General features: G+C 31.6%; 18 protein-coding genes. 5 read left to right on the top strand and 13 right to left on the bottom strand.

The genetic code is table 11. The features are described from left to right. The 7 genes from PQO00_RS07425 to PQO00_RS07395 are packed head-to-tail and all read right to left on the bottom strand — an operon-like array spanning position 1 to position 8463. A complete protein-coding gene (locus PQO00_RS07425; protein ID WP_274184203.1) occupies positions 1-1209 on the bottom strand; it encodes a glycosyltransferase in 1209 nt (402 codons plus the stop codon). 7 nt (positions 1210-1216) lie between these two features. After that, positions 1217-2314, bottom strand: coding sequence for a glycosyltransferase family 4 protein (locus tag PQO00_RS07420; RefSeq protein WP_274184202.1), 1098 nt, complete (start codon positions 2312-2314; stop codon positions 1217-1219). Between the two features lie 10 nt (positions 2315-2324). Continuing rightward, a complete protein-coding gene (locus PQO00_RS07415) occupies positions 2325-3299 on the bottom strand; it encodes a polysaccharide pyruvyl transferase family protein (RefSeq protein WP_274184201.1) in 975 nt (324 codons plus the stop codon). An 8-nt stretch (positions 3300-3307) separates the two neighbouring features. After that, complete coding sequence (locus PQO00_RS07410) at positions 3308-4582, bottom strand: hypothetical protein (RefSeq protein WP_274184200.1); 1275 nt, start codon at positions 4580-4582, stop codon at positions 3308-3310. After that, positions 4582-6108 (bottom strand): lipopolysaccharide biosynthesis protein, encoded by a 1527-nt coding sequence (locus tag PQO00_RS07405; RefSeq protein ID WP_274184199.1) that lies wholly within the window; start codon positions 6106-6108, stop codon positions 4582-4584. Before PQO00_RS07405 ends, PQO00_RS07410 begins: the two co-directional genes overlap by 1 nt. A 49-nt stretch (positions 6109-6157) precedes the next feature. Next, positions 6158-7438, bottom strand: a complete 1281-nt coding sequence (locus tag PQO00_RS07400) for a nucleotide sugar dehydrogenase (protein ID WP_274184198.1) — start codon at positions 7436-7438, stop codon at positions 6158-6160. Positions 7439-7464: 26 nt separating this feature from the next. After that, positions 7465-8463 (bottom strand): SDR family oxidoreductase, encoded by a 999-nt coding sequence (locus tag PQO00_RS07395; protein ID WP_274184197.1) that lies wholly within the window; start codon positions 8461-8463, stop codon positions 7465-7467. Between the two features lie 690 nt (positions 8464-9153). Here PQO00_RS07395 and PQO00_RS07390 point away from each other — a divergent pair. The 4 genes from PQO00_RS07390 to PQO00_RS07375 are packed head-to-tail and all read left to right on the top strand — an operon-like array spanning position 9154 to position 15428. After that, positions 9154-10290: a DegT/DnrJ/EryC1/StrS aminotransferase family protein gene (locus tag PQO00_RS07390; RefSeq protein WP_274184196.1), complete on the top strand. Its 1137-nt coding sequence runs from the start codon at positions 9154-9156 to the stop codon at positions 10288-10290. Continuing rightward, on the top strand, positions 10280-12220 hold the full coding sequence (locus tag PQO00_RS07385; protein WP_274184195.1) for a nucleoside-diphosphate sugar epimerase/dehydratase: 1941 nt from the start codon (positions 10280-10282) through the stop codon (positions 12218-12220). Before PQO00_RS07390 ends, PQO00_RS07385 begins: the two co-directional genes overlap by 11 nt. Before the next feature lie 41 nt (positions 12221-12261). Continuing rightward, complete coding sequence (locus PQO00_RS07380) at positions 12262-13038, top strand: polysaccharide biosynthesis/export family protein (protein WP_274184194.1); 777 nt, start codon at positions 12262-12264, stop codon at positions 13036-13038. 8 nt (positions 13039-13046) lie between these two features. Continuing rightward, a complete protein-coding gene (locus PQO00_RS07375) occupies positions 13047-15428 on the top strand; it encodes a polysaccharide biosynthesis tyrosine autokinase (RefSeq protein WP_274184193.1) in 2382 nt (793 codons plus the stop codon). On the opposite strand, the gene PQO00_RS07370 is transcribed toward PQO00_RS07375, so the two are convergent. Continuing rightward, complete coding sequence (locus PQO00_RS07370) at positions 15425-16171, bottom strand: tyrosine-protein phosphatase (protein WP_274184192.1); 747 nt, start codon at positions 16169-16171, stop codon at positions 15425-15427. The two genes, PQO00_RS07375 and PQO00_RS07370, sit on opposite strands and share 4 nt — an antisense overlap. A gap of 207 nt (positions 16172-16378) precedes the next feature. After that, complete coding sequence (aroB, locus tag PQO00_RS07365) at positions 16379-17446, bottom strand: 3-dehydroquinate synthase (RefSeq protein ID WP_274184191.1); 1068 nt, start codon at positions 17444-17446, stop codon at positions 16379-16381. A gap of 96 nt (positions 17447-17542) precedes the next feature. Here aroB and PQO00_RS07360 point away from each other — a divergent pair, with 96 nt between their 5' ends. Further along, on the top strand, positions 17543-18715 hold the full coding sequence (locus PQO00_RS07360; protein WP_274184190.1) for a proline dehydrogenase family protein: 1173 nt from the start codon (positions 17543-17545) through the stop codon (positions 18713-18715). On the opposite strand, the gene PQO00_RS07355 is transcribed toward PQO00_RS07360, so the two are convergent. The 4 genes from PQO00_RS07355 to PQO00_RS07340 form a co-directional block, all read right to left on the bottom strand. Beyond that, on the bottom strand, positions 18712-19782 hold the full coding sequence (locus tag PQO00_RS07355) for an SDR family NAD(P)-dependent oxidoreductase (protein WP_274184189.1): 1071 nt from the start codon (positions 19780-19782) through the stop codon (positions 18712-18714). The two genes, PQO00_RS07360 and PQO00_RS07355, sit on opposite strands and share 4 nt — an antisense overlap. Before the next feature lie 179 nt (positions 19783-19961). Then, on the bottom strand, positions 19962-20555 hold the full coding sequence (locus tag PQO00_RS07350; protein ID WP_274184188.1) for a sugar transferase: 594 nt from the start codon (positions 20553-20555) through the stop codon (positions 19962-19964). Between the two features lie 122 nt (positions 20556-20677). After that, positions 20678-21049, bottom strand: a complete 372-nt coding sequence (locus PQO00_RS07345) for a hypothetical protein (protein WP_274184187.1) — start codon at positions 21047-21049, stop codon at positions 20678-20680. A gap of 42 nt (positions 21050-21091) precedes the next feature. Further along, a complete protein-coding gene (locus PQO00_RS07340) occupies positions 21092-22291 on the bottom strand; it encodes an alanine dehydrogenase (protein ID WP_274184186.1) in 1200 nt (399 codons plus the stop codon). Between the last annotated feature and the right edge of the window lie 166 nt (positions 22292-22457).

Raw genomic sequence — 22457 nt, 5'->3', positions numbered from 1 at the left:
TTACTGGTTTTCTTCTAAGTATTTATTTGCTACAAAGTCTAAATCAAATTTAGAGAGCAACTTGTCCTTTGCTTCTTTCAGATTTGTTTCAAATTGAGTGTTTTCCAATACTTGAACTAATGCGTTAGAAAATTTTTCTTCTTCTTTAATTATTATTTTCTCTTCTGGAATTCCTAAAGCTCCCTTAAATAAGTTTGGAGTAACGATTCCAGATTCTAAAATAATGTTTTCTGGCTGTTCTTCATAATTTTTCAAGCTCATTAATTCTATGATGCCTTTGGTACAATATGAACTAACTATTGGAGTTTCTGTTGCTATAGATTCCACTATAACATTTGGGGTGCCTTCATAATGAGAAGAGAGTGCTAAAACATTAGCGGCCGCTAGGTATTTATATGGATTGCTTTTTCTTCCTAATAAAAATACATTATTTTGTAAACCAGCTTCTTTTATAAGCCCCTCTATGTATCTAATTACTTTAATGTCTCCATCACCAATGATAACCAAATTAACGTCCTCTATGATTTTCTTAACCATACTGAAAGCATTTATTAAATGCCATGGTGATTTTTGAATGGATAATCTTCCTAAAAATACGATTGTTTTTTTTGAAAAGATCTCTTTTTCCTTTTCTTCAGTTATAGGTTCGCTACTTAAACGAATAACATCTTTTACATTATGAGGGTTATAAACTATTTCTAAGTTAGGAAACTTATAATTGTAATTATTTATAAGGTCATTTTTTATGGCTTGGCTTATGCATACTACTTTGTTAATGTATTTATACGAGGTTTTATAGCTAAGCTTGAAAACACTATTAAAAAAGGTTTTGTTAACAAATTCGACACTTTTTAAAGCATGAATACTTCCAATTTTAAACTCATTTGTAAAAGTTAAAGAGCTAAACAAATTAGCCATATCCCCAAAAGCTATAGAATGGGTTGTTTTATTTTCCTTAATAATTTTTCTGAGCATAAGAGGTGCTTTTAAATAAAAGGCCATGCGCTCAAAAGGACTCATTTCATTAAAATCATAAGGTTTAAAAAATAATTCGTCCTCTCCAAAATTTATAATATCAGAGTTTAGTTTAATGAATTTTAATGCTTTTACTTGATAACCCTCTTTTTTATAATGATTATAAAATGTAAGTGCTAGACGTTCCATTCCTCCAACACTTCCATAAGGCATTATTAATAAAATATTTTTCATAAATTCATTACTTAATTAAGCTTTTAAATAATACATCCCACTTGGGAACAATGACATCTGGAAAATATTGAGTTGCTTTTTCTCTGGCATTAACACCCATTTTTAACCTTAAATCTTGATTTTCTATAAGCTTTTCAACTTGTTCTGCAAAAAGTTTAATATTTCCATTTTCTACTAAAAATCCATCTTTTTCATTCGAAATAATCTCTTGAGGGCCACAAGGGCAATTATAAGAGACACATGGAACACCGTAGGACATGGCTTCAATTAAGACCATTCCAAAACCTTCAAACCTTGATGACATTACATAAATAGAAGATTCTTTATATACATCGCCTATGTTTTTCACTGGTTTATAAAATGTTACACTATCACTAATCCCTAAACGAGTCGCTAATTCTTTATAAGGCTCACCTTCTTCAAATTTCCCATATATTTCTAAACTCCAATCTGGATGTTTTTTAGAAATGATCTCCCAACTTTTAAGCAATCGATCGTATCCCTTTTGGAAACATTGTCTACCGACCGCTAGTACTTTTTTATTGGTTAGTTTTGATGTAACCTTTGGATAAAAGGATAATGGGTTGCTTATAACTTCTATGTTTGGTAAGTTCCACTCTTTAAGATTATCTTTAGTTAGAACAATAAACTTATCATACTTTTTTGCTGCAATGCCCATTATTGAATAAACAATATTGGTTTTTATTTTATGAAGGAAAGATACCTGATCAGTTTGGGTTTGAATGTTCTTAGATACATGTCTTTCATAAATCATAGGGCATTTTTTACATAATATATGTGGTAAAAAAAAGGCTTTTAGACCATCGTCACAAACAGAAATGATATCAGGGTTAATTTCCTTTACTTTAGCTTTAATTTTAGAGATGTAATTATTTATATATTTTATAAAATTCCCTTTTACGGTAATATCATGATAGACTAACTTATCACTAAACGTATAAAATAAAGGTTGTTGATTTTGGTTTAGTGTAAGAATATGTACTTTATAATTTAATTTATCTGCAAGGTAGCTTGCCTTTAGAGACAATACTCTTTCTAGTCCCGCAGCTCCGCATATTTGGTTTGTTATATAAAGTAAAGTCATTACTATTTCACTATGGGTTTTTAGAAATAAAGCTTTTACACTTTTCCTTTAAAGGTTCTGCTAATGCATGATGCAGGCCTAAGTTAGTTACCATAGTGTCCTTTGTAATTTTACCATCTAGGCCAAAGTTATTAGTAAAACTACCATCATCTGCAATATCTATGCGATTAAACAATTCAATGATACCGTCAAACCTACAAGTATCTACAAAGGTGTTAAAAGAGTTTAAAAATATTACTGGTGTTCCCATAGCTAAGCAGGGTAGGGCACAATGTATTCTCGATGTAATTACTAGTTTGGCTTTAGCATATTTTTTAAGGCATTCTTCGGCATAAGCAAATTTTTCTTCATCAGTCTGCTTACCAACAGGTAAAATTTGAGTCACATAGTTAGCCGATTCTAGTAAATCTTTATCAACAACTTTTTTTAGCTGTTTTTTTATCTTACCAAGATTGAGTGCATCACCCTTTAAAATACCTCTAACAAAATGTTTAGGGGTTAAGAAAAGTTTTTCCTGCGTTGGATAATTGTAAAAAGGATCTACAATATAAATATCATCACCTCTTAGAGAATCGTCTACCTTGTAGTTATCCAAAGTCAAAGTTAAACAACCTGTAAAATAAGCATCTATCCCTTTTTCTTTTAATAGTTTCACGGTAAATTTATCTCTACAACCAATAGGTTCATGTGATTTAAGGTAATCAATACCCTTTTCAGTTAACATGAAAGGAGCTGCTGTAGAATTCATGTGGAATGATACAAATAAAGGGGCTATTTCTTTTGCAGGAACCCAATGATGAATGTTGTGTGTAAACCAACCATTCATTATTAATTTAATGGTTTCTCCATCATATGCTCCCAACTTTTCCCTATTCATGAATTGATCGGTTTGAGGAAGAAATTGTCTAGCGGCTAAACTCTGTACATAATCTCCAACATTGTACTTTTCTTTACCTTCTTGATAAGTTAATAATCCGTAGTGCATTTTTTTACTTATTTTTTAAGTTTTTTATATATATTATATATCATTGGGAATTTTTGACGTAGCAAAAAGTTCCTTTTTTTCTTTTGTTTTACTTTTTCTTCATTTTTATTTACAATGCTGTCTAAATCTAAGTTAGCAAAACGTTGTATAGCTTCCCTTTCTTTTTCTTCATTGTTTAATACGAAAAAGGTATCTACTTCTAATGCCTTGTCTTGAATACAGGTCCATTGATACTTTATGCCTTTGGTCATAATACAGTCTTCTCCAAAGTTCATAAAAATTAATTCATAAAAATTTTTAGGTAAATTAAATCCATAATCGTTGGGGTTTGCCCCAGCTAAGATTAAACTTAAAGCAGTACGTTGGCATTTATGACAAACGTTACAGTTATAACCTTTCCGCTCATCGGCATAACATACCCTAAGTTTAATATTAAACTCCGTGTTGTTTACGAATTTGACGACATTATCCGTTTTGTCTGTCCTTTTGAATTGATAACCATCATGCGTTACAGTTGTATTTGCCCACTTCATGTTTTCATCAATATAGGGGGAAGATCCCCAACTATACGTGATTTCGTTTGTAGCAGACGCTGCTATATTTATATCTGTAATACCATATTTATAGCTTAAAGGGGATAATACACCTATTAATGCCATACCATGTTGAACGGCTCCCCACCAACCTAGGTGATCGACTAACAAATCTACTTTGTAAGTATAGAACTCTCTTAGGTTAGACTCTATATAAAACAATCTGGAGAGATCCAGTATATCTTCTTCAGAATTAAACTTTTTAAATTCGTTCCACCTAACTGTGTCTTTTATTTCAACATCGGCTCCATGAATTGATATTAAATAGGGTTTTTTGTCATAATGACGTGTCAAAGAATCAAAAGAATCCAGACCGCCACTAAAAAGTAAGGATGTATTTGTGCCTTCAATTTTATTTTTTACAATCTTGTTGTAATGCAGAGTGCCCTGAATGTTTTTGTTTGGATGAAATTTCACAAACTGCTTTTTCAATTCTAGTAATGAGTTATAAAAGGTTTCATCTATTTCATCAATATAAACATCGAAACCCACAAACCATGAAATTGGCATTATATTGGAAAGCAACGGAATAATAGCTAAGCTTAATGGAGTTTTACTTATATCCTGGTCATATAAAACGTAAAAAGGTTTGTTAAGAGCAAAATAACTTTTAGCATGGCCTTCAATATCATAGGAATATGATATTTTTTTTCCGTCATTTTCGAAGGTTAAGTTGTTTAATTTAAGCATTATAGTTTTAACTTTTTTAATACTGGTGAAAGTGTACTCTTAAATAATTGTTTTTCAAACCCGATAATTCCAATAGTATACATAAAAAACATGTAAACAATAGAGTAGGAAATAGACTTTATAATAAAATTAATCCAACCGCTTCCGGGTATGTAGTTAATAAAGTAGCCAATTAGAATGATTAATAATATAGCAAAAAGTGTTTTATGGAATAGCTCTTTAAAAAATCTTATAATATTTAAACCAATAACTTTATGATAATAGAAATTCATGACATTTTGCACAATAAACCACCCAGCTACAGTTCCGTAAATCATACCAATGGCACCTTGAGATTTGGCCAAATAGGCACCAAAAGCAGCTCCTGTAATTACAAATGTAAGATATAAAATGGCTTTAAAAGATAATTTGCTTTTGGCTTCTAATATTGAGTTTCCAAAGCCTTGAACTAATGGTAACGTATAAGCACACATTATAAGCATAGCTATAAACCAAGACTCATGGCTACCGTTTTCGCCTAGCTCTTTACCAACCCATAAGAATACAAATTGATTTCCATACAGCAAAAAGGCTCCAAAAATATACATAAGTATTATAAAAGAAATTCGCCCAATTTTAATCATCATGGAAGTTAACTCTTCGCCAGTAGCATTTCCTACGGCCATTTTAGTAGCTCGTGGTAAAAACACACTTGAAATGGCTGTAGAAAAAGCACCATAGTATGTGCCTAATACAATACCAATACCATATATGGTTAAAACACTGGGTAAAGCTATCCTGCCTAGAATCCAATGTCCGGCTTTCCATTGGAAAATACCGACCAATGAAAACACAAAAATCCAAGTTGAATAACTAAAAATCTCTTTGATGAATTTTTTAGTCAAGTTATGCAATTTGAACCTTACTTTTAATTTAAAGTATACAAAATACCAATTGATAAAAATTATAATAATATTGAATATCGTATCGAGAATAACTAAGGCAATGGCCCTACCACCAAATAACAAAACAGCCACCACAACAAGTGATCTTATAATGTAACGGAAAATATTTAGTGCTTTTGGAAATACAAAAGATTCATAGCCATAGCAAATACCTTTAAAACTACCACCAGGAAACCCAATAGCCAAATTAAAAATCAATAGCGCGAAAATGGTCTTTGCTATACGAATTTCATCGGCATTCATTTTTGTGAAATAAGATTCAATATACCCATAAAAACCAAAGCCGATAAGAATTATAACAGCCGAAATAGCAAAATAGATAAGCATTGTCGTGGCCAAAAAATTCTCTTCTCCTTTTCTGTCTTCTTCAGCACGATATTTGGCTACAAAACGAACGATTGTATTAGTGAGCCCTAAATCTAATATAGACATAGTACCAACTAGCGCCCCTATAGTAGTATAAACGCCATACTCTGCTTTTCCAAGGTAATTTAAAATAAAAGGTGTTAGAACTAAACCAACTACATTAGTTAGAAAAATTGTAACATAATTTAAAAAAGCTCCTTTTTTTATTTGGCTCAAAATGAAGGTGGTTTTAGTTTGAAATGATTAGTGTACGAATTTTTAAAAATCACAATCTGCCACTTATATTTCCTTTTAGAATACCTTTAACATCATATAAAACCCCATTTGTTTTTAATAATGATTCCAAGTCTTCTTGAAGAAATTCTGTATGAGCCACTGTTAAAACAACAGCATCAAATGTGCCTTCAGGTAATTGTTTTACGGTTTGTAAATTGTATTCATGCTTTACTTCTTCTGGGTTTGCCCATGGATCGTATACCGTTACTTGTGTGCCATAGCTTTTCAACTGATTAATGACATCAACGGCTTTAGTATTCCTAACGTCTGGACAATTTTCTTTAAATGTAATACCTAAAGCCAATATGTTAGCCCCTTTTATACGTATATCGTTTTTTACCATTAATTTGATAACTTCAGAAGCCACATATTGTCCCATACTATCATTAACACGACGACCTGCCAATATAATTTCTGGATGGTATCCCACTTCCTGGGCTTTTTGTGCTAAATAATAGGGGTCTACACCAATACAATGTCCGCCAACTAATCCTGGTTTAAATGGTAGAAAATTCCATTTAGTTCCAGCAGCTTCCAATACAGAATGTGTATCAATATTCATTAAATTGAAAATTTTGGCCAATTCATTAACAAAAGCAATATTTATATCGCGCTGGGAGTTTTCAATGACTTTAGCAGCTTCAGCAACTTTAATGGTAGGTGCTAAATGGGTACCAGCTGTTATAACACTAGCGTATAAAGCATCTACTTTTTTACCAATCTCTGGGGTTGAACCAGCTGTCACTTTAAGTATTTTATCTACAGTATGGAGTTTGTCTCCCGGATTGATTCTTTCAGGGGAATAGCCTGCATAAAAATCTTCATTGAACTTTAGTCCACTTATTTTTTCTAATACCGGGATACATTCATCTTCGGTAACGCCTGGATATACAGTAGATTCGTAAATAACAATATCATTCTTTTTAAGAACTTTAGCAACCGTTTCACTAGATTTATATAAAGGTGTTAAATCTGGACGATTGTTTTTATCGATAGGAGTAGGGACAGTAACTATATAATAGTTACAATCTTTAATATCTTCAAGATTTGAAGAACAAAATAAACCTATACCGTCATTTGAATTATGTTTTAGAACAGATGTTAAAACACTGGATTCAACTTCTAAAGTTGCGTCGTTTCCTTGTTTTAATTCATCTATTCTTTCTTGATTAATATCAAAGCCTATAACATCATATTTTGTTGCGAAAAGCCTAGCCAAAGGAAGACCTACGTAGCCTAAACCTATAATAGCAATTTTTATATCCTTCATTATTTTTATTTGATAATATAACTAACTTATTTTAAATTTTTCCAATACCAGTTAACAGCTTCTTTCAAGCCACTACTAATATTATACTTAGGGTTATAATTCAATAATTGTTTTGCTTTATCAATAGAAGCTAAAGAGTGAGGGATATCTCCAATTCTATTATCTCTGTGTTTTATTTCAATATTACCTATAACGCTATCAAATTCAGATAAATATTCTTTTAATAGAGTCGCTAATTCAATTAGAGTAGTTCGTTCTCCATAAGCGACATTGTAAACCGTATTTAATGCTTCTTTATTATCAACAGTTAATGCATTAATATTCATTTGTACTACATTGTCAATGTATGTAAAATCTCTAGAATAGCTTCCATCACCATTAATAACAGGAGACTCATGACTAACAAATTGTTGAACAAATTTTGGTATGACTGCTGCATAAGCACCGTTAGGATCTTGTCTTTTTCCGAAAACATTAAAATAACGGAGTCCAATAGTGTCCAATTTATATGTGCTATAAAAAATATCGGCATATAATTCATTCACATATTTAGTAATAGCATAAGGAGACAATGGTTTTCCAATGGTATCCTCTACTTTTGGTAAAGCTTTATGGTCTCCATAAGTGGAAGAACTTGCAGCATAAATAAATCTTTTCACACCTGCATCCCTTGCCGCAACCAGCATATTTAAAAAGCCAGATACATTCACATCATTTGTAGTGATAGGGTCGTTAATAGATCTAGGTACAGAACCTAAAGCGGCTTGGTGCAATACATAGTCAATATCAACGCATGCTTTATGACAATCATCAAGATTTCTAATATCACCTTCAATTAACTTAAAATTGTCATTATTTAAAAAAGGCGCTATGTTGGTTTGCTTTCCTGTTGAGAAATTATCTAAGCAAACGATCTTTATGTTATGGTTTAATAAAACCTCACAAAGGTTAGAGCCAATAAAGCCAGCACCGCCTGTAACAAGTATCTTTTTTCCTAGTAGAATTTTTAGTTGTTGTTCTGTCATTTTTAGATTCGGGATTTATTTTTATTTCGGCACAAATATGAAAAAAATAAACGTAACAGGTTAACTAATTACATCAAGGTTCCATTTTTTCCGATGAAATTCATTTATGTGTCAATATAACCGACCAAACAATGCTTTTTATAAAAATAATGAGTGTATCTATAACAATAACAAAACTGGTCTAGCTCTCATTATTTGTATGTAAATTTTTACATTTATTAAAGCCCTAAATAAATTATTCAGTCCAAAATTGAAATTACTTAATCGACGATATGCATACTTTTACTTTTAACTAAAAAGACAAATGTATTTAACCGATTTTAATCACTCTTTTAGCGAATTAAGTTAAATCTAATCTTGTTGCTTTAAAACAATTACTAAATTTACACCGTAAAACACAAATTGAATTGATTAATAGCCTATTAATTTAATTGTATTAAAATGATAAGTAAAAATATTTTCAAAACCTCTCAATCATTAAGTCTGTAAATAAAGAGTATAGATTAATATTAAATAAATATTTTAAAAATCACTTAATACTAAAAATCAATTTAAGCTATAAATATTAATTAATTTTTGTTTTATGAATAAAGAGGGAAATCATTCAGATAAACATGCGTATTTAAATTATATAATTATAAAAATTATATGGTTATGTTATGCAGTAAACTGAAATCACAAAATTTATAAATGTTGACCAAAACCAAAATATATTTATCATCTCCTCACATGGGAGGGTCGGAGCAAAAATTTGTAAAGGAAGCTTTCGATACTAATTGGATTGCTCCATTAGGTCCTCATGTTGATGGTTTTGAAAATGATTTAAGAAATTATTTAGGTGAAGATAAGCATGTTGCTGCCTTAAGTTCAGGCACCGCTGCTATTCACCTAGCACTTCAATTACTTAATGTATCCAAAGGCGATGAAGTTTTATGTCAAAGTTTTACTTTTTCAGCTTCAGCAAATCCTATACTGTATCAAGGAGCCACACCTGTTTTTATAGATAGTGAGCCCGATACTTGGAATATGTCTCCAGAGTTGTTGGAAATAGCTATTAAAGATAGAATTGAAAAAAACAGAAAGCCAAAAGCCATCATAGCGGTTCACTTATATGGTATGCCATATAAAGCAAATGAAATTAATGCCATTGCCAAAAAATATGAAATCCCTGTAATAGAAGATAGTGCAGAGGCTTTAGGGAGCACATATTTTGATAAAAAATGTGCAACGCTTTCAGATATCGGGATATTATCTTTTAATGGTAATAAAATAATTACCACTTCAGGCGGAGGCGCTTTGATTGTAAAGAATCAAGACTTAAAAGAAAAAGCCGTTTTTCTATCAACACAAGCAAGGGATAATGCTCCTCATTATGAACATTCATCTATAGGTTATAATTATAGAATGAGCAATGTCCTAGCAGGTATAGGAAGAGGGCAAATGGAAGTGATCGATGAAAGGGTTAAGGCCAGAAGGCAAAATTTTGAGTTTTATAAAAAGAATTTATCTCAAATTAATGCTATCGAATTTTTAGAGGAACCTCAAGGATTCTTTTCAAATAGATGGATTACTTGTATTAAAACAGATTCTTTTGAGACCCGTGAACAGATAAGGCTCACATTGTTGAATGATGACATAGAGTCAAGACCATTATGGAAGCCCATGCATATGCAGCCAATCTTTAAAGATTGCCTTCATTTTACAAATGGTGTTTCAGAAGATCTTTTTGACAAGGGACTTTGTTTACCGAGCGGATCTAATTTAAGTCAGGATGATTTAAATAGAATCCTTAATAATATTTTAAAAACCCCCACTTATGATAAATAATTACTTTACCTATTTCTCTCAAAAATACGCATCAAAATGGTTGGTTTTGGCTATAGATTTGGCAATTGTTCTGTCAACATTTTTCATGGCGTATTTAATTAGGTTTAATTTTACCTTAAATTTCGATTTAAAACAGTTTTTAATTCAATTGCCTTTTTTAACGGTAGTAGCTACTTTTAGTTTTTTATTAATTGGATCTTTTAAAAGTGTGATTAGACATACCGGATTTAACGATGTCGTAAACTTGTTTAAATCTGTTAGTATCATGTCGTTTATATGTATAGCTACAGTATTAGTTAACAGAATGTTTGAAGTATTTCCTGAATTTACAATACCACTCTCTATTGTAGTCATGCATGCCTTGCTAAGCTTTGTTGTGCTAAGTGCGAGTAGGTTACTTTTTAAAATGGCCTATAAGTATTTGAAGTGTAAACTAATGTCTTCAAAAAGAGTTTTGATTTATGGAACTGGAGACTCGGGAATTGTTACCTACAATGCTTTAATCAGTAACGTTGCTACAAAATTTCAAGTAGTCGGGTTTATTGATGATAATTCAAAAAAGAAAGGTAAATCAATAAATGGCATTTCTATATTTTCAAAAGAAAAAATTAATAATGATTATATTAAATCCAATCAAATAGATGAACTAATTATTGCTTCTAAAAATATAGAAAAGGAAAATTTAATTGATTTGGTCAATCTCAATATAAAAATAACCAAAATTCCACCTATTGAAAATTGGATTAACGGAGAATTAAACGTTAAACAAATCAAACAAGTGCAAATTGAGGACTTGTTAGGAAGACCTCCTATTGAAATTAATAATCCAAATTTAATAAACGAATTTACAGGAGAGACCATTATTATTACTGGTGCAGCTGGATCTATAGGAAGCGAGTTGGTTAAACAGCTTTCTAATTTTGATGTTAAAAACTTAGTGTTGGTCGATCAGGCCGAATCTGCACTTTATGATGTACAACAGGATTTAAAGCAAAATGGCAAACATAATTTTATTGCTATTGTAGCCGATATTCGAGATGGTTTAAGAATAGATACCATTTTTCAAAAATACAAGCCTACCATGGTATTTCATGCGGCAGCATATAAACATGTGCCCTTAATGGAAGAATCGCCATACGAAGCTATTAAGATTAATGTTAATGGTACTAAACTGTTGGCAGATACGGCGTCCCGATATAATGTGAAAAAATTTGTTTTCGTGTCTACTGATAAAGCCGTTAACCCAACAAGTGTTATGGGGGCGACAAAACGAATGGCAGAAATGTATATTAGTTGCCTTCAAAAAGAGAGTAAGACAAAATTTATAACGACGCGATTTGGTAATGTATTAGGTTCAAACGGATCTGTTATTCCGCTGTTTAAAAAGCAAATTGAGAATGGCACACCGCTTACTTTAACACATAAGGATATTACCAGATATTTTATGACCATTCCCGAAGCATCTCAATTAGTATTAGAGGCAGGAACGATGGGTAAAGGAGGAGAGATTTTTATATTTGACATGGGTAAATCTGTTAAGATATATGATTTGGCTAAAAATATGATAAAACTTTCCGGTCTTAGATTCCCTGAAGATATTGATATAAAAATCACAGGTTTACGACCAGGTGAAAAATTATATGAAGAATTATTAGCCAATGGCGAAAACACATTATCTACATACCACAAAAAGATAATGATTAGTAAAACCAGAGAATTAGATTACGACAAGGTTAAAACACAAATAGAGGAATTATGTATTACCAATCGTTTTCAAAATAATAATATTGTTATGAAAATGAAACGCCTGATTCCAGAATACAAATCTAACAATTCTGATTATGAGCGATTTGATAAAAGAGTTCAGATTTATAAGAAAGCCAAAGAAATGTCAGAAAATAGAGCTGATAAAAATTATGTAAACCTATAATTGTAATTTAAATTTACTATTTTCCCCCAAATAATTTAGAAATGAGCATATTACTTATAAAGAGAAAACTATTAATTACGGGCACAATAATTAGTATGTTTTTAACTTCATGTGCTACAAAGCAAGATATTGTTTATTTTCAGAATGCCAAAAGTTTTGAAACCATTGTAGATACGGATACTTTTAAAGCTAAACTAAAAATTGGAGATGTAGTAAGTATTTATGTTTCCACACTGGATCCAACAGTTACACAACCTTATAATGTAATGAAATCTACTGGTTCACAGGGAGGAGAATTAATAGATTACTTAATTGATGTTGAAGGAAACATAGATTATCCTGTGTTAGGTAAAATTAAATTAGTAGGACTTACTGTTGAAGAAGCAAAAAATTTATTTAAGAAAAAATTTTCAGAAGGTGAATTACTAAAAGATCCTGTCGTTATTTTTCGTGTTCTTAACTTTAGAGTGACAGTTGCTGGAGAAGTTCGTAACCCTGGTGTTTATCCTGTAACAGGAGAAAGAATATCTATTTTAGAAGCACTTGGTATGGCTGGAGATTTAACAATAAAAGGAAGAAGGGACAATGTATTGGTAGTTAGAGACTTTAACGGTACAAAAACCTATACAAGGATAGATTTAACAAACAAAGAAGTTTTTAACTCTCCTGTGTATTATTTAACACAAAATGATTATGTGTATGTTGAACCGAACAAATCGGCAATAAGCGGTGCTTCTGGTGATGCAAGAATTGGTACTATCATATCGGTTGCATCGTTTCTTATAACTACCACACTCTTATTAATTACTCGAAACTAGAAATAAGTATGGCTTTAGTTGACAATAAAAACTTATCTGATAATACATCTGAAGATTTTAATCTAAAGAAAACACTTTCTTTATATTCTAAGCAATGGAAATGGTTTGTGTTAAGTTGTGCTATATGTTTTGGTATCGCTTACCTTAATTTAAGATATACCACTCCTGAGTATTTGGCTACTGCTAAAATAATGCTCTTAGACGATAGGGAATCGGCTTCTGCAGGTGCACTAAATGACTTGTCACTTTTTTCCGAAAAAGAAGATGCTATGGTTGAAGATGAAATACAGGTCATTCAATCTAGAAGTTTTTTAAGGAATATTGTAAAAAGATTACATTTAAATATTAAATATTTTATAAAAGGAAGAGTTAATGAGTTTGAACTTTATAAAAATTCTCCAATAGTTGTAAACTTTATTGAATCTGATTCAATTATTAATAAAACGAGATTCAATTTTTATACTGAAATTCTTTCCGCTACCCATTTTAACTTCAGAATTAAAGAAGAAGATGCTCCTAAAAAATATACTTTTGGAGAAACAATCCCTACATCTTTTGGAGGTATCATAGTGACTCCTAGGAATAAAAAACTAGAAGGTTATATAGGAAATAATATTAGAGTAAAAATATCTCCCTTAGAAACTTTATCTGAATCTCTTAAGAATAGAATCTCAATACACCCTTCGAAAAAGTCATCTAAAGTTATTGAAGTTAGTATAAAAGATCCCGTTATACAAAAAGCTAAGGATATTGTAAATACTTTGATCAATGAATATAATGTTTCCACGGTTCAGAAGAAAAATGAAATATCAAAGAATACGGCAGATTTCATCAATAACCGTGTTGAATTAATAGCTTCAGATTTAGTTAATGTTGATGATAGTATTGTAAAATTTAAAACAGGGAATAAGATAACAGATGTCGCTTCCGAGACCGGTCAGTTCTTAAGTTCAAGCGCATTAAACGAGCAGCAAATTGATGCTACTAGAATGCAGCTGAATCAATTAAATTACATGAAAGAATCCTTGGAAGATACAGCTTCTAAATATGCTCCGATACCATCTAACCTAGGTATGGGAGACGCAGCAATTAGTCAACTTTCATCTAGGTATAATGAATTACTTGAAAGAAGAAAAACACTTTTAAAAAGTGCTGGTGAACAAAACCCCGTTGTTGTGGAATTAGACCAAACATTGGGAGGAATACGACAAAACCTTCAGCAAAGTATTAGTAATTCTAGCAAATCACTTAGAATTCAAATGGGGAGTTTAGAAAGCCAATCACAAAGAATAAACTCTAAAATATTCTCTGTACCAGGTCAGCAAAATAAACTACGATCTATTGAAAGAAAACAAGGTGTAAAAGAAGCTCTTTATTTATACTTACTAGAAAAAAGAGAAGAAGCAACTATATCTTTAACAGCTACATCTCCTAGTGCAAAAATAATTGACGAAGCCTATGATGGTGCTGGAGGGCCTGTATCTCCCAATAAACAAATCACATATATTGCAGCATTATTTTTTGGTCTTATAATTCCCTTTTTAATTATATATGTAAGAGATTTATTGGATACAAAGATCCATAATAAAGAAGATTTAGAGAAAGAAATTAAAAACATAACAGTTCTAGGGGAGGTTCCAAGAGTTAAGGGCAGTGATAAAACTTTAGTAGAGCGTAATGATAGGTCTATACTATCTGAGTCATTTAGAATTATAAGAACAAATTTTGATTACGTAAAAAGAGGTCGGGAAGTTAAAAATTACAATAATGTCATTTTTGTAACATCGACTATTAATGGAGAAGGAAAATCTTTTTTTAGTTTAAACATGGCCCTTACGCTATCAAACACAGGAAAAAGAGTTTTACTTCTTGGTGCAGATATTAGAAATCCTCAAATTTTTTCTACGTTAAAAAACAAAAAAGAAAAAGGGCAATCAAAGATTGGGCTTACAGATTTCTTAGTCGATAAATCTATCATAGTAGGAGAAACTATTAATACATACGATATTAATGGAATAAGTGTTGATATTTTACTTTCTGGAAAAGTGCCGCCAAATCCAGCCGAACTCCTAATGAACGATAGAATGAAAGAGCTATTCGATTCTGTCTCTAAACAGTACGATTATGTTATTGTTGATACAGCACCTTCCATGCTGGTTACAGATACATTATTGATAAGCCAATATGCTGGTCATACTATCTATTTAACTAGAGCAGATTATACCGAAAAGCGCATATTGAATTTTACTAAAGAGCTGCATGTTGAAAAGAAACTTAATGGGATGATGTTAGTTGTGAACGATGTAAACCAATCGAACTTTGGATATGGTGCTAAATATGGTTATTATGGGGCACCTCAAAAGAAAGGCTTTTTTAGAAGAAAAGCTTAAATCACTGAAAAGGTTCGATTAGTATGATTAATTATTTCTTTTAGATCTTCGTGCTTTCTTTTGTTTAACACTAAGTTTGATAACTTACTTATATGTTTCTCGTTATGAATGTCTGTGCCAACAAAATCAATCAATTTTTCGTTCATTAAATAACTGGCCGTTTTTTCAACATTTTTCCCATAATGATCACTTAACGAAAGTAAGTTAAGTTGAAAAATGCAGCCCAACTGTTTTAATCTTTCGTAGTATTCTAGGTGGTTATGGTAAAAGGAATAGCGCTCTGGGTGTGCCAAAACAGGTATATATCCTTGCGTTTTAATTTTAAAAATAATGTCCTCTAAATTTATTGGAGCCTGAAAATATGACATTTCAACCAACACATAATTTTTTTTTAAAGTAAATAAATTTCTACTTTCCAACAAGCTTTCAAAATGACTGTCCATCATATATTCTGCAGCTGGATTCAATGTAATGCTGGCAAGTAATTTTGAATCCAAAGCACCCAATAAAACTTGATAGGCATCTCCAATAGTTTCATCTGTATTGGGATAAAAATCCTGCATAACATGAGGCGTAGGTATAAACTGTTTTATCCCCAATGCTTTCATTTTTTTTATTAAACGCAAAGAGTCTTCTATATTTTTTGCACCATCATCAATACCAGGAAGAATGTGATTATGAATATCTACAAAATCTTCCAGTAAATCTTTTAAGAATAGTTTTTTAGAAAAAAAGTGAAACATTTATAAAGTTATAAATTATATTAGTCCACGCACATTGCATGGCAGGAAAACTTAATTTTGAAAAATAGCGAAACCATATATTCAAAATTGATAGTTGAACACATCTTAGCTGGAGCAGGCTCATCCCATTTCGTGTGCTGAACATGTTTTAGTATCTAGCGGGATCTTTGGATTTTATACCTTAAACCTTACTTCGAGGTAAGTTTATTAGTTATCATAAAAATGAAAAGCATCTACTATTATTCTGTCTTCAACCAAGCAATCTATTTTGGGATTACCTATCGATTCTAAAAGGACAAAATTAATATTGCCATGATTGTTCTTTTTGTCATATTTAAGCAATTCAATGATAGCAGGATATTCATCTTCATTGATTTTAACCTTGCCATAATAATTAATGAATAAGCTCTTAATATCTAAAGTCATTTGCTTAGGGAACCCTACCAATTCTGTAGAGATATAGCAAGCCAAAATCATTCCTACTATAATAGCTTCTCCATGTAACAATGTTATTTTGTTAGGATTGCTTAAAAAATAGGATTCTATGGCATGACCAAGTGTATGACCAAAATTTAAAGTTTTACGTAAATTATCTTCATATGGATCCTTTTCAATGACATTCTTTTTTATCAATACAGATTCATAAATTAAAACGTCTAGGTCGTTTAAAGTCAATTTTGACAACTCCTTAAATTTATTCCAGTAAATGGCATCACTAATTAAACCATGTTTTAGCATTTCGGCCAAGCCCGAGCGCATTTGGTTTTGTGGTAGGGTGTTCAGGAACTTAGAGTCTATTAGTACCAGATTAGGATTGCTAATAACCCCTATTTGATTTTTTAAATGTCCTAGATCGACTCCTGTTTTTCCACCAACCGATGCATCGACCATAGATAATAGGGTAGTAGGAACATTAATATAAGCGATACCTCTTTTAAAAGTACAGGCAACAAAACCTCCTAAATCTGTAATAACGCCACCTCCAATATTTATAAGCAAACTTTTTCTATCCGCATCTAAATCAGAAAGTGTATTCCAAATGCCAACACAAGTATCTATTGTTTTATTAATTTCTCCAGATTCAATTTCTATAATTTCAACGACTACATCGGTTTCCAGTTTTTCTAAAAAATAAGGAAGGCAATGCTGATGTGTATTTTCATCAACTAAAATAAAAATTTTAGAAAAGTTTTTGCTCTTAATGTGTTTATTTAAAGAAACATAGCAAGCATCATTAAAATGAATGGCGCATTCGTTTGTAATAATAGAATCCATAAAATAATTATTATTTTTAAATGGTGTGAAATTAAGGAGATTTTACATAAAATGACATATAGATATAATTATATTTGCACAAATTTTTGCAAGAGTATGAATCGAATATTTGATAACACAGAGATCGCATTCTCATTAAAGAGTGATTCTGAATTAGAGCGCGCTTATTTTTTGTTTAAAATGATATCTATTGAGCCCTTAGTTAGGATAGGGACAGCCGCTACGAACCTTGCTATTAAGGCTAATTTGCCCATTGAAGGCTTAATTCGTTCTACCGTATTTGATCATTTTTGCGGTGGTGTTAATGAAGAGGATTGCTTGCCGGTAATAAATAAAATGTTCTTAAATGGTGTGAGCTCGGTTTTAGATTATTCTGTTGAAGGAAAAGAAAGCGAAGGCGAGTTTGATTCTGCTGTAAATACGATACTTAATATTATTGATTTTGCTAAAGATATTGAGGCTATTCCAATTGCTGTTTTTAAACCAACAGGATTTGGCAGGTTAGCTTTATATGAAAAAGTTGGTAGTGGTACGGCACTAAACCAAAAAGAACAGGAAGAATGGGCTAATATTGTAAATAGGTTTGATATAGTTTGTAAAAAAGCTAAAGAAAACGATGTGGCAGTTCTTATTGATGCTGAAGAAAGTTGGATGCAAGATGCAGCAGATGATTTGGTAACGGCCATGATGCAAAAATATAATACAGAAAAGCCCATAGTATATAATACATTGCAAATGTATAGACATGATCGATTGGCATTTTTAAAGAACGAGCATCAAAAAGCTAATGAAGGTAATTATTATCTTGGTTATAAATTGGTTCGTGGTGCTTATATGGAAAAAGAAAATGATAGGGCCAAAGAAAAAGGCTATATTTCTCCTATCTGTATAAGTAAATTCGCTACCGACGAAAATTTCGACAAGGCTTTACTTTATATGATCGACAACTTAGATAGGATGTCTTTATTTGCTGGGACCCATAATGAGAATAGCTCTTATTTGTTGATGGAATTAATGGCCAATAAAAATTTAAAGAATAACGATAGTCGTATTTGGTTCGGACAATTATATGGCATGAGCGATCATATTAGTTTTAATCTGGCAGATAAAGGTTACAATGTTGCTAAATATATACCTTTTGGCCCTGTAAAGGATGTGATGCCTTATTTAATTAGAAGAGCAGAAGAGAATACTTCTGTTGCTGGGCAAACGGGTAGAGAGCTATCACTTTTAAGTAAAGAAAAGAAACGTCGGAAAGCACTAACTTAAACATATTTTTTTAAAATAGATTTAATTTCTAAATGGGGTATATTAGGCGTAATATTTGCCAGTTCGGTAAAGTCAATTTGCTTAGGTTCAAAATTGTTTTTCGATTTAACTAATAGAATATTTTTGTTATCGGTTGGTATTAATGTTTCATGTTTTGAAACGATATGCTCATGAAGTTTTTCCCCTGGACGTAATTCTGTCATCTTAATATCAATTTTTTTACCAATATTGCTATATAATAATACCAGCCTTTCTGCTAAGTCAATTATTTTAATAGATTCGCCCATATTAAAAGTAAAAATATTGTTTTCCTTGCTATGAAAAGTAGCAACCCGTAATATTAAAGTACAGGCTTTGCTCTTACTAATAAAATAACGGGACATACTTTTATTTGTAACCGTAAGTGGCATACTCGATTCTATTTGCTTTTTAAAAAGAGTCAAAACAGACCCGTTGGAACCCAGTATATTACCAAATCGAGTGATGGAAAATCGCGTTTTTGATTTAATCGATAAATAATTCAGGTAGTTTTCTGCAATACGTTTAGACATTCCCATGACGCTTATTGGGTTTACTGCTTTGTCTGTAGAAATAAAGACAAACTTTTTTGTACCATATTCTACAGATAAGTCGGCTAATAACTTCGTTCCAAAAATATTCAGTTCGATGGCTTCATATGGATTATCTTCCAGTAAAGGCACATGTTTGTATGCAGCAGCATGAAAAACGAGCGTTGGTTTGTAAGTTTCAAAAAGCTGTCTTAGAGATTGTTTTTTTGTGATGTTTAGGAGCGAAAAATGAACCTTACTAGTATCTTCAAACTCCATATCTTTTATAAGATCATAAAGCGGGGATTCTGCAATATCAATAAGAATAAGTTTTTTAAAGCTACATCTCAACAATTGTTTTGAAAGCTCATTTCCTATAGAACCAGCAGCTCCCGTAATTAGGATAATCTCATTAGAAAAATTAAAATTGTTTAATAGTTTTTTGGATGTTTTTTTACCGGGAAATAATCCGGAATCAATTAATAATCGATCTATATTACTAGGAGTAGATTTATTCATATTTGAATTTAGCTTTGCCGCTTATACCGATTGAATACATATTTTGCTGTGACGCACAAAGTATGAATAATAATATTTTATGCCAAATACAACAGAAAAAAGCAGAAATACATCGTTCAGGTCCTAACTTAGAAAATCCATTAGCCTATAAAGCTATTACAGGTACGGCGCTTCTCTACCTATTTGGTGATAACTTTAATTATCGTAATAGCTATAATCTTCAAATCAAAAAAGAAATTTCTTTTTCTAATATATGCTTTGTTGTATTTTAATTTATCTGGAATAATGGTGTTAATGAAAAAATCTTCTGGATTTTTAGCTGCTTTCAAAAGCTCTACTTCATTTCTGTATTTTAAAGATGCTAGTCCTGTAATACCTGGTCTAACAGTAAAGATTTCCATATCACTCTCACTGTAAAAATTCACATAATATCTTAATTCTGGTCTTGGTCCCACAAAACTCATATCACCTTTTAAAATATTTATAAGCTGGGGAAATTCATCAATTTTATAGCGTCTTAAAAAATAGCCCATTTTAGTTATTCTGGAATCGTTATTTCCTAGGGTAAGGAGCCCTTTACCTTGAGATTGCACACGCATGGTACGGAACTTAAAAATATTGAAATCTATATTGTTTTTGCCAACACGTCCTTGAACAAAAAGAACAGGTCCTTTGGAATCCAGTTTAATCAAAAGGGCAATTAATATTAAAAATGGAAACAGCATAAATAACCCTATTATAGAAAAAACAACATCGAAACTCCGTTTAAGCATTTATTAAGTTATAAAATTATTTAGTCTACACTTGTTGAGCGGTAGGCTAATCCGACTTCATGTGCTGAACTTATTTTCAGTATCATGCAGGGCCTCAGGTTTAACATTCTCGTGAGCATGCACTATTCTATTTCTAAATGGGTTATAGTAGCTATACTATCACAATTTTCAACAGTTAAAATGATTTCTTTTTTTTCAAATTCACCTACAATATTGTATAGACCGCATGGTTCTAGTCTTGCTTTACTTTTAGAAAAATCAATACTTCCTTTTTTTAAAATATGATTTATAGCTATAGAGTCTAGGTTATAATGCTGTAAATGAGCTTGAATATGGTTACCGTAGATAATTTTTTTTAGCCTAATATTCTTTAAAACCCTAGCATCTGGACCATAGCTGCAAGATGTTTTTTTTCCATTTAAAAAGAAAGCTAAAATTATTAATCCGATAGAAAAACCACCAAGATAATAACCAATGCGCTGAATAAGTTTCATTTAATGTGTTTAGTGAAATAAATCAGAATTGTGTGTGATCAATCAAAAAATAAGCAAATTAACATCGCTAAAATCTAAATCGAACCAATCACCTACAGATTTACTAGTTAAAATTCCGTGGTAAAAATACAATCCATTTTTCAAACCCTTATCAAATCTTAAAGAATTTTCTATACCGCCCTCTTCAGCAATTTTTAATAAATAAGGTGTAAAAAAGTTACTTAAGGAAACAGATGCAGTACGTGAATACCTAGCTAGAATATTGGGAACACAATAATGTACCACATCATGCTTAATAAATATGGGGCTTTTATGTGTCGTTATTTCGCTAGTTTCAATACAACCTCCCATATCTATACTTACATCTATGATGATGGCACCTTTTTTCATGGATCGTACCATATCCTCTGAAACTATTATTGGAGCTCTATTCGTTCCTCGTACCGCTCCAATAACAACATTACAGCGCTTAAGAGCTTTTGTTAAACTTTTTGGCGTGATTGTAGATGTAAAGAAAGGCCGACCTAAGTTGGTTTGTATACGTCTTAATTTTGTGATAGAATTATCAAAAACTTTTACATTTGCACCCAATCCAATCGAGCTTCTTGCTGCAAATTCCCCAACGGTACCAGCCCCCAATATAACGACCTCTATAGGGGGAACTCCGCTAATATTTCCAAACATTATACCATTACCGTTTTTAGTATCAGACAATAACTCTGATGCTATTAAGACAGACGCCGTTCCTGCAATTTCACTTAATGATCTTACTGCAGGGTATGCACCATCGGCATCACGAATAAACTCAAAAGCCAATGCCGTGATTCGCTTTGAGGCCAATGCTTCAAAATATTTTTTAGATTGGGTCTTTATCTGTAGCGCCGATATTAATATCGTTTGCGGATTAATAAGTTTAATCTGTTCTATACTAGGTGGCTCAACTTTAAGAATCATAGGGCATGCAAATACTTTTGCCGTATCCTTTGTGATTTCAGCACCAGCTTCACTATAATCCTTATCACTAAAACTGGCACCGTTTCCTGCTCCAGATTCAAGCAGTACTTTATGTCCGTTACTTACCAAAGCAAATACAGCATCTGGTGTTAAACAGATACGTTTTTCTTGAAAAGCAATCTCTTTAGGTATCCCTATAAACAATTCTCCCTTACGCTTTCGTAATTCAAGGGTTTCTTCTTGAGGTAAAAGTTGCTCCTTAGTAAAAGGAGAAAGTGATTTCGACATGGCTAGCTCTATTAGTAAACTACCTCGATGCAAGCATACGAGGCATTCAATAAGAAATATTTTTTATGTTCCGAAGCAAGCTTCGAGATATTATATCTAAAGATCCCGCTAAAAAAGCGGGATTAGTTCAACTACCAATTTTGGAAATATTGCTTCGCAACTTTTC

The organism is Flavivirga sp. 57AJ16, assembly GCF_028736925.1.
Lineage (GTDB): Bacteria > Bacteroidota > Bacteroidia > Flavobacteriales > Flavobacteriaceae > Flavivirga.
This window is presented reverse-complemented; position numbering and strand designations above follow the sequence as displayed.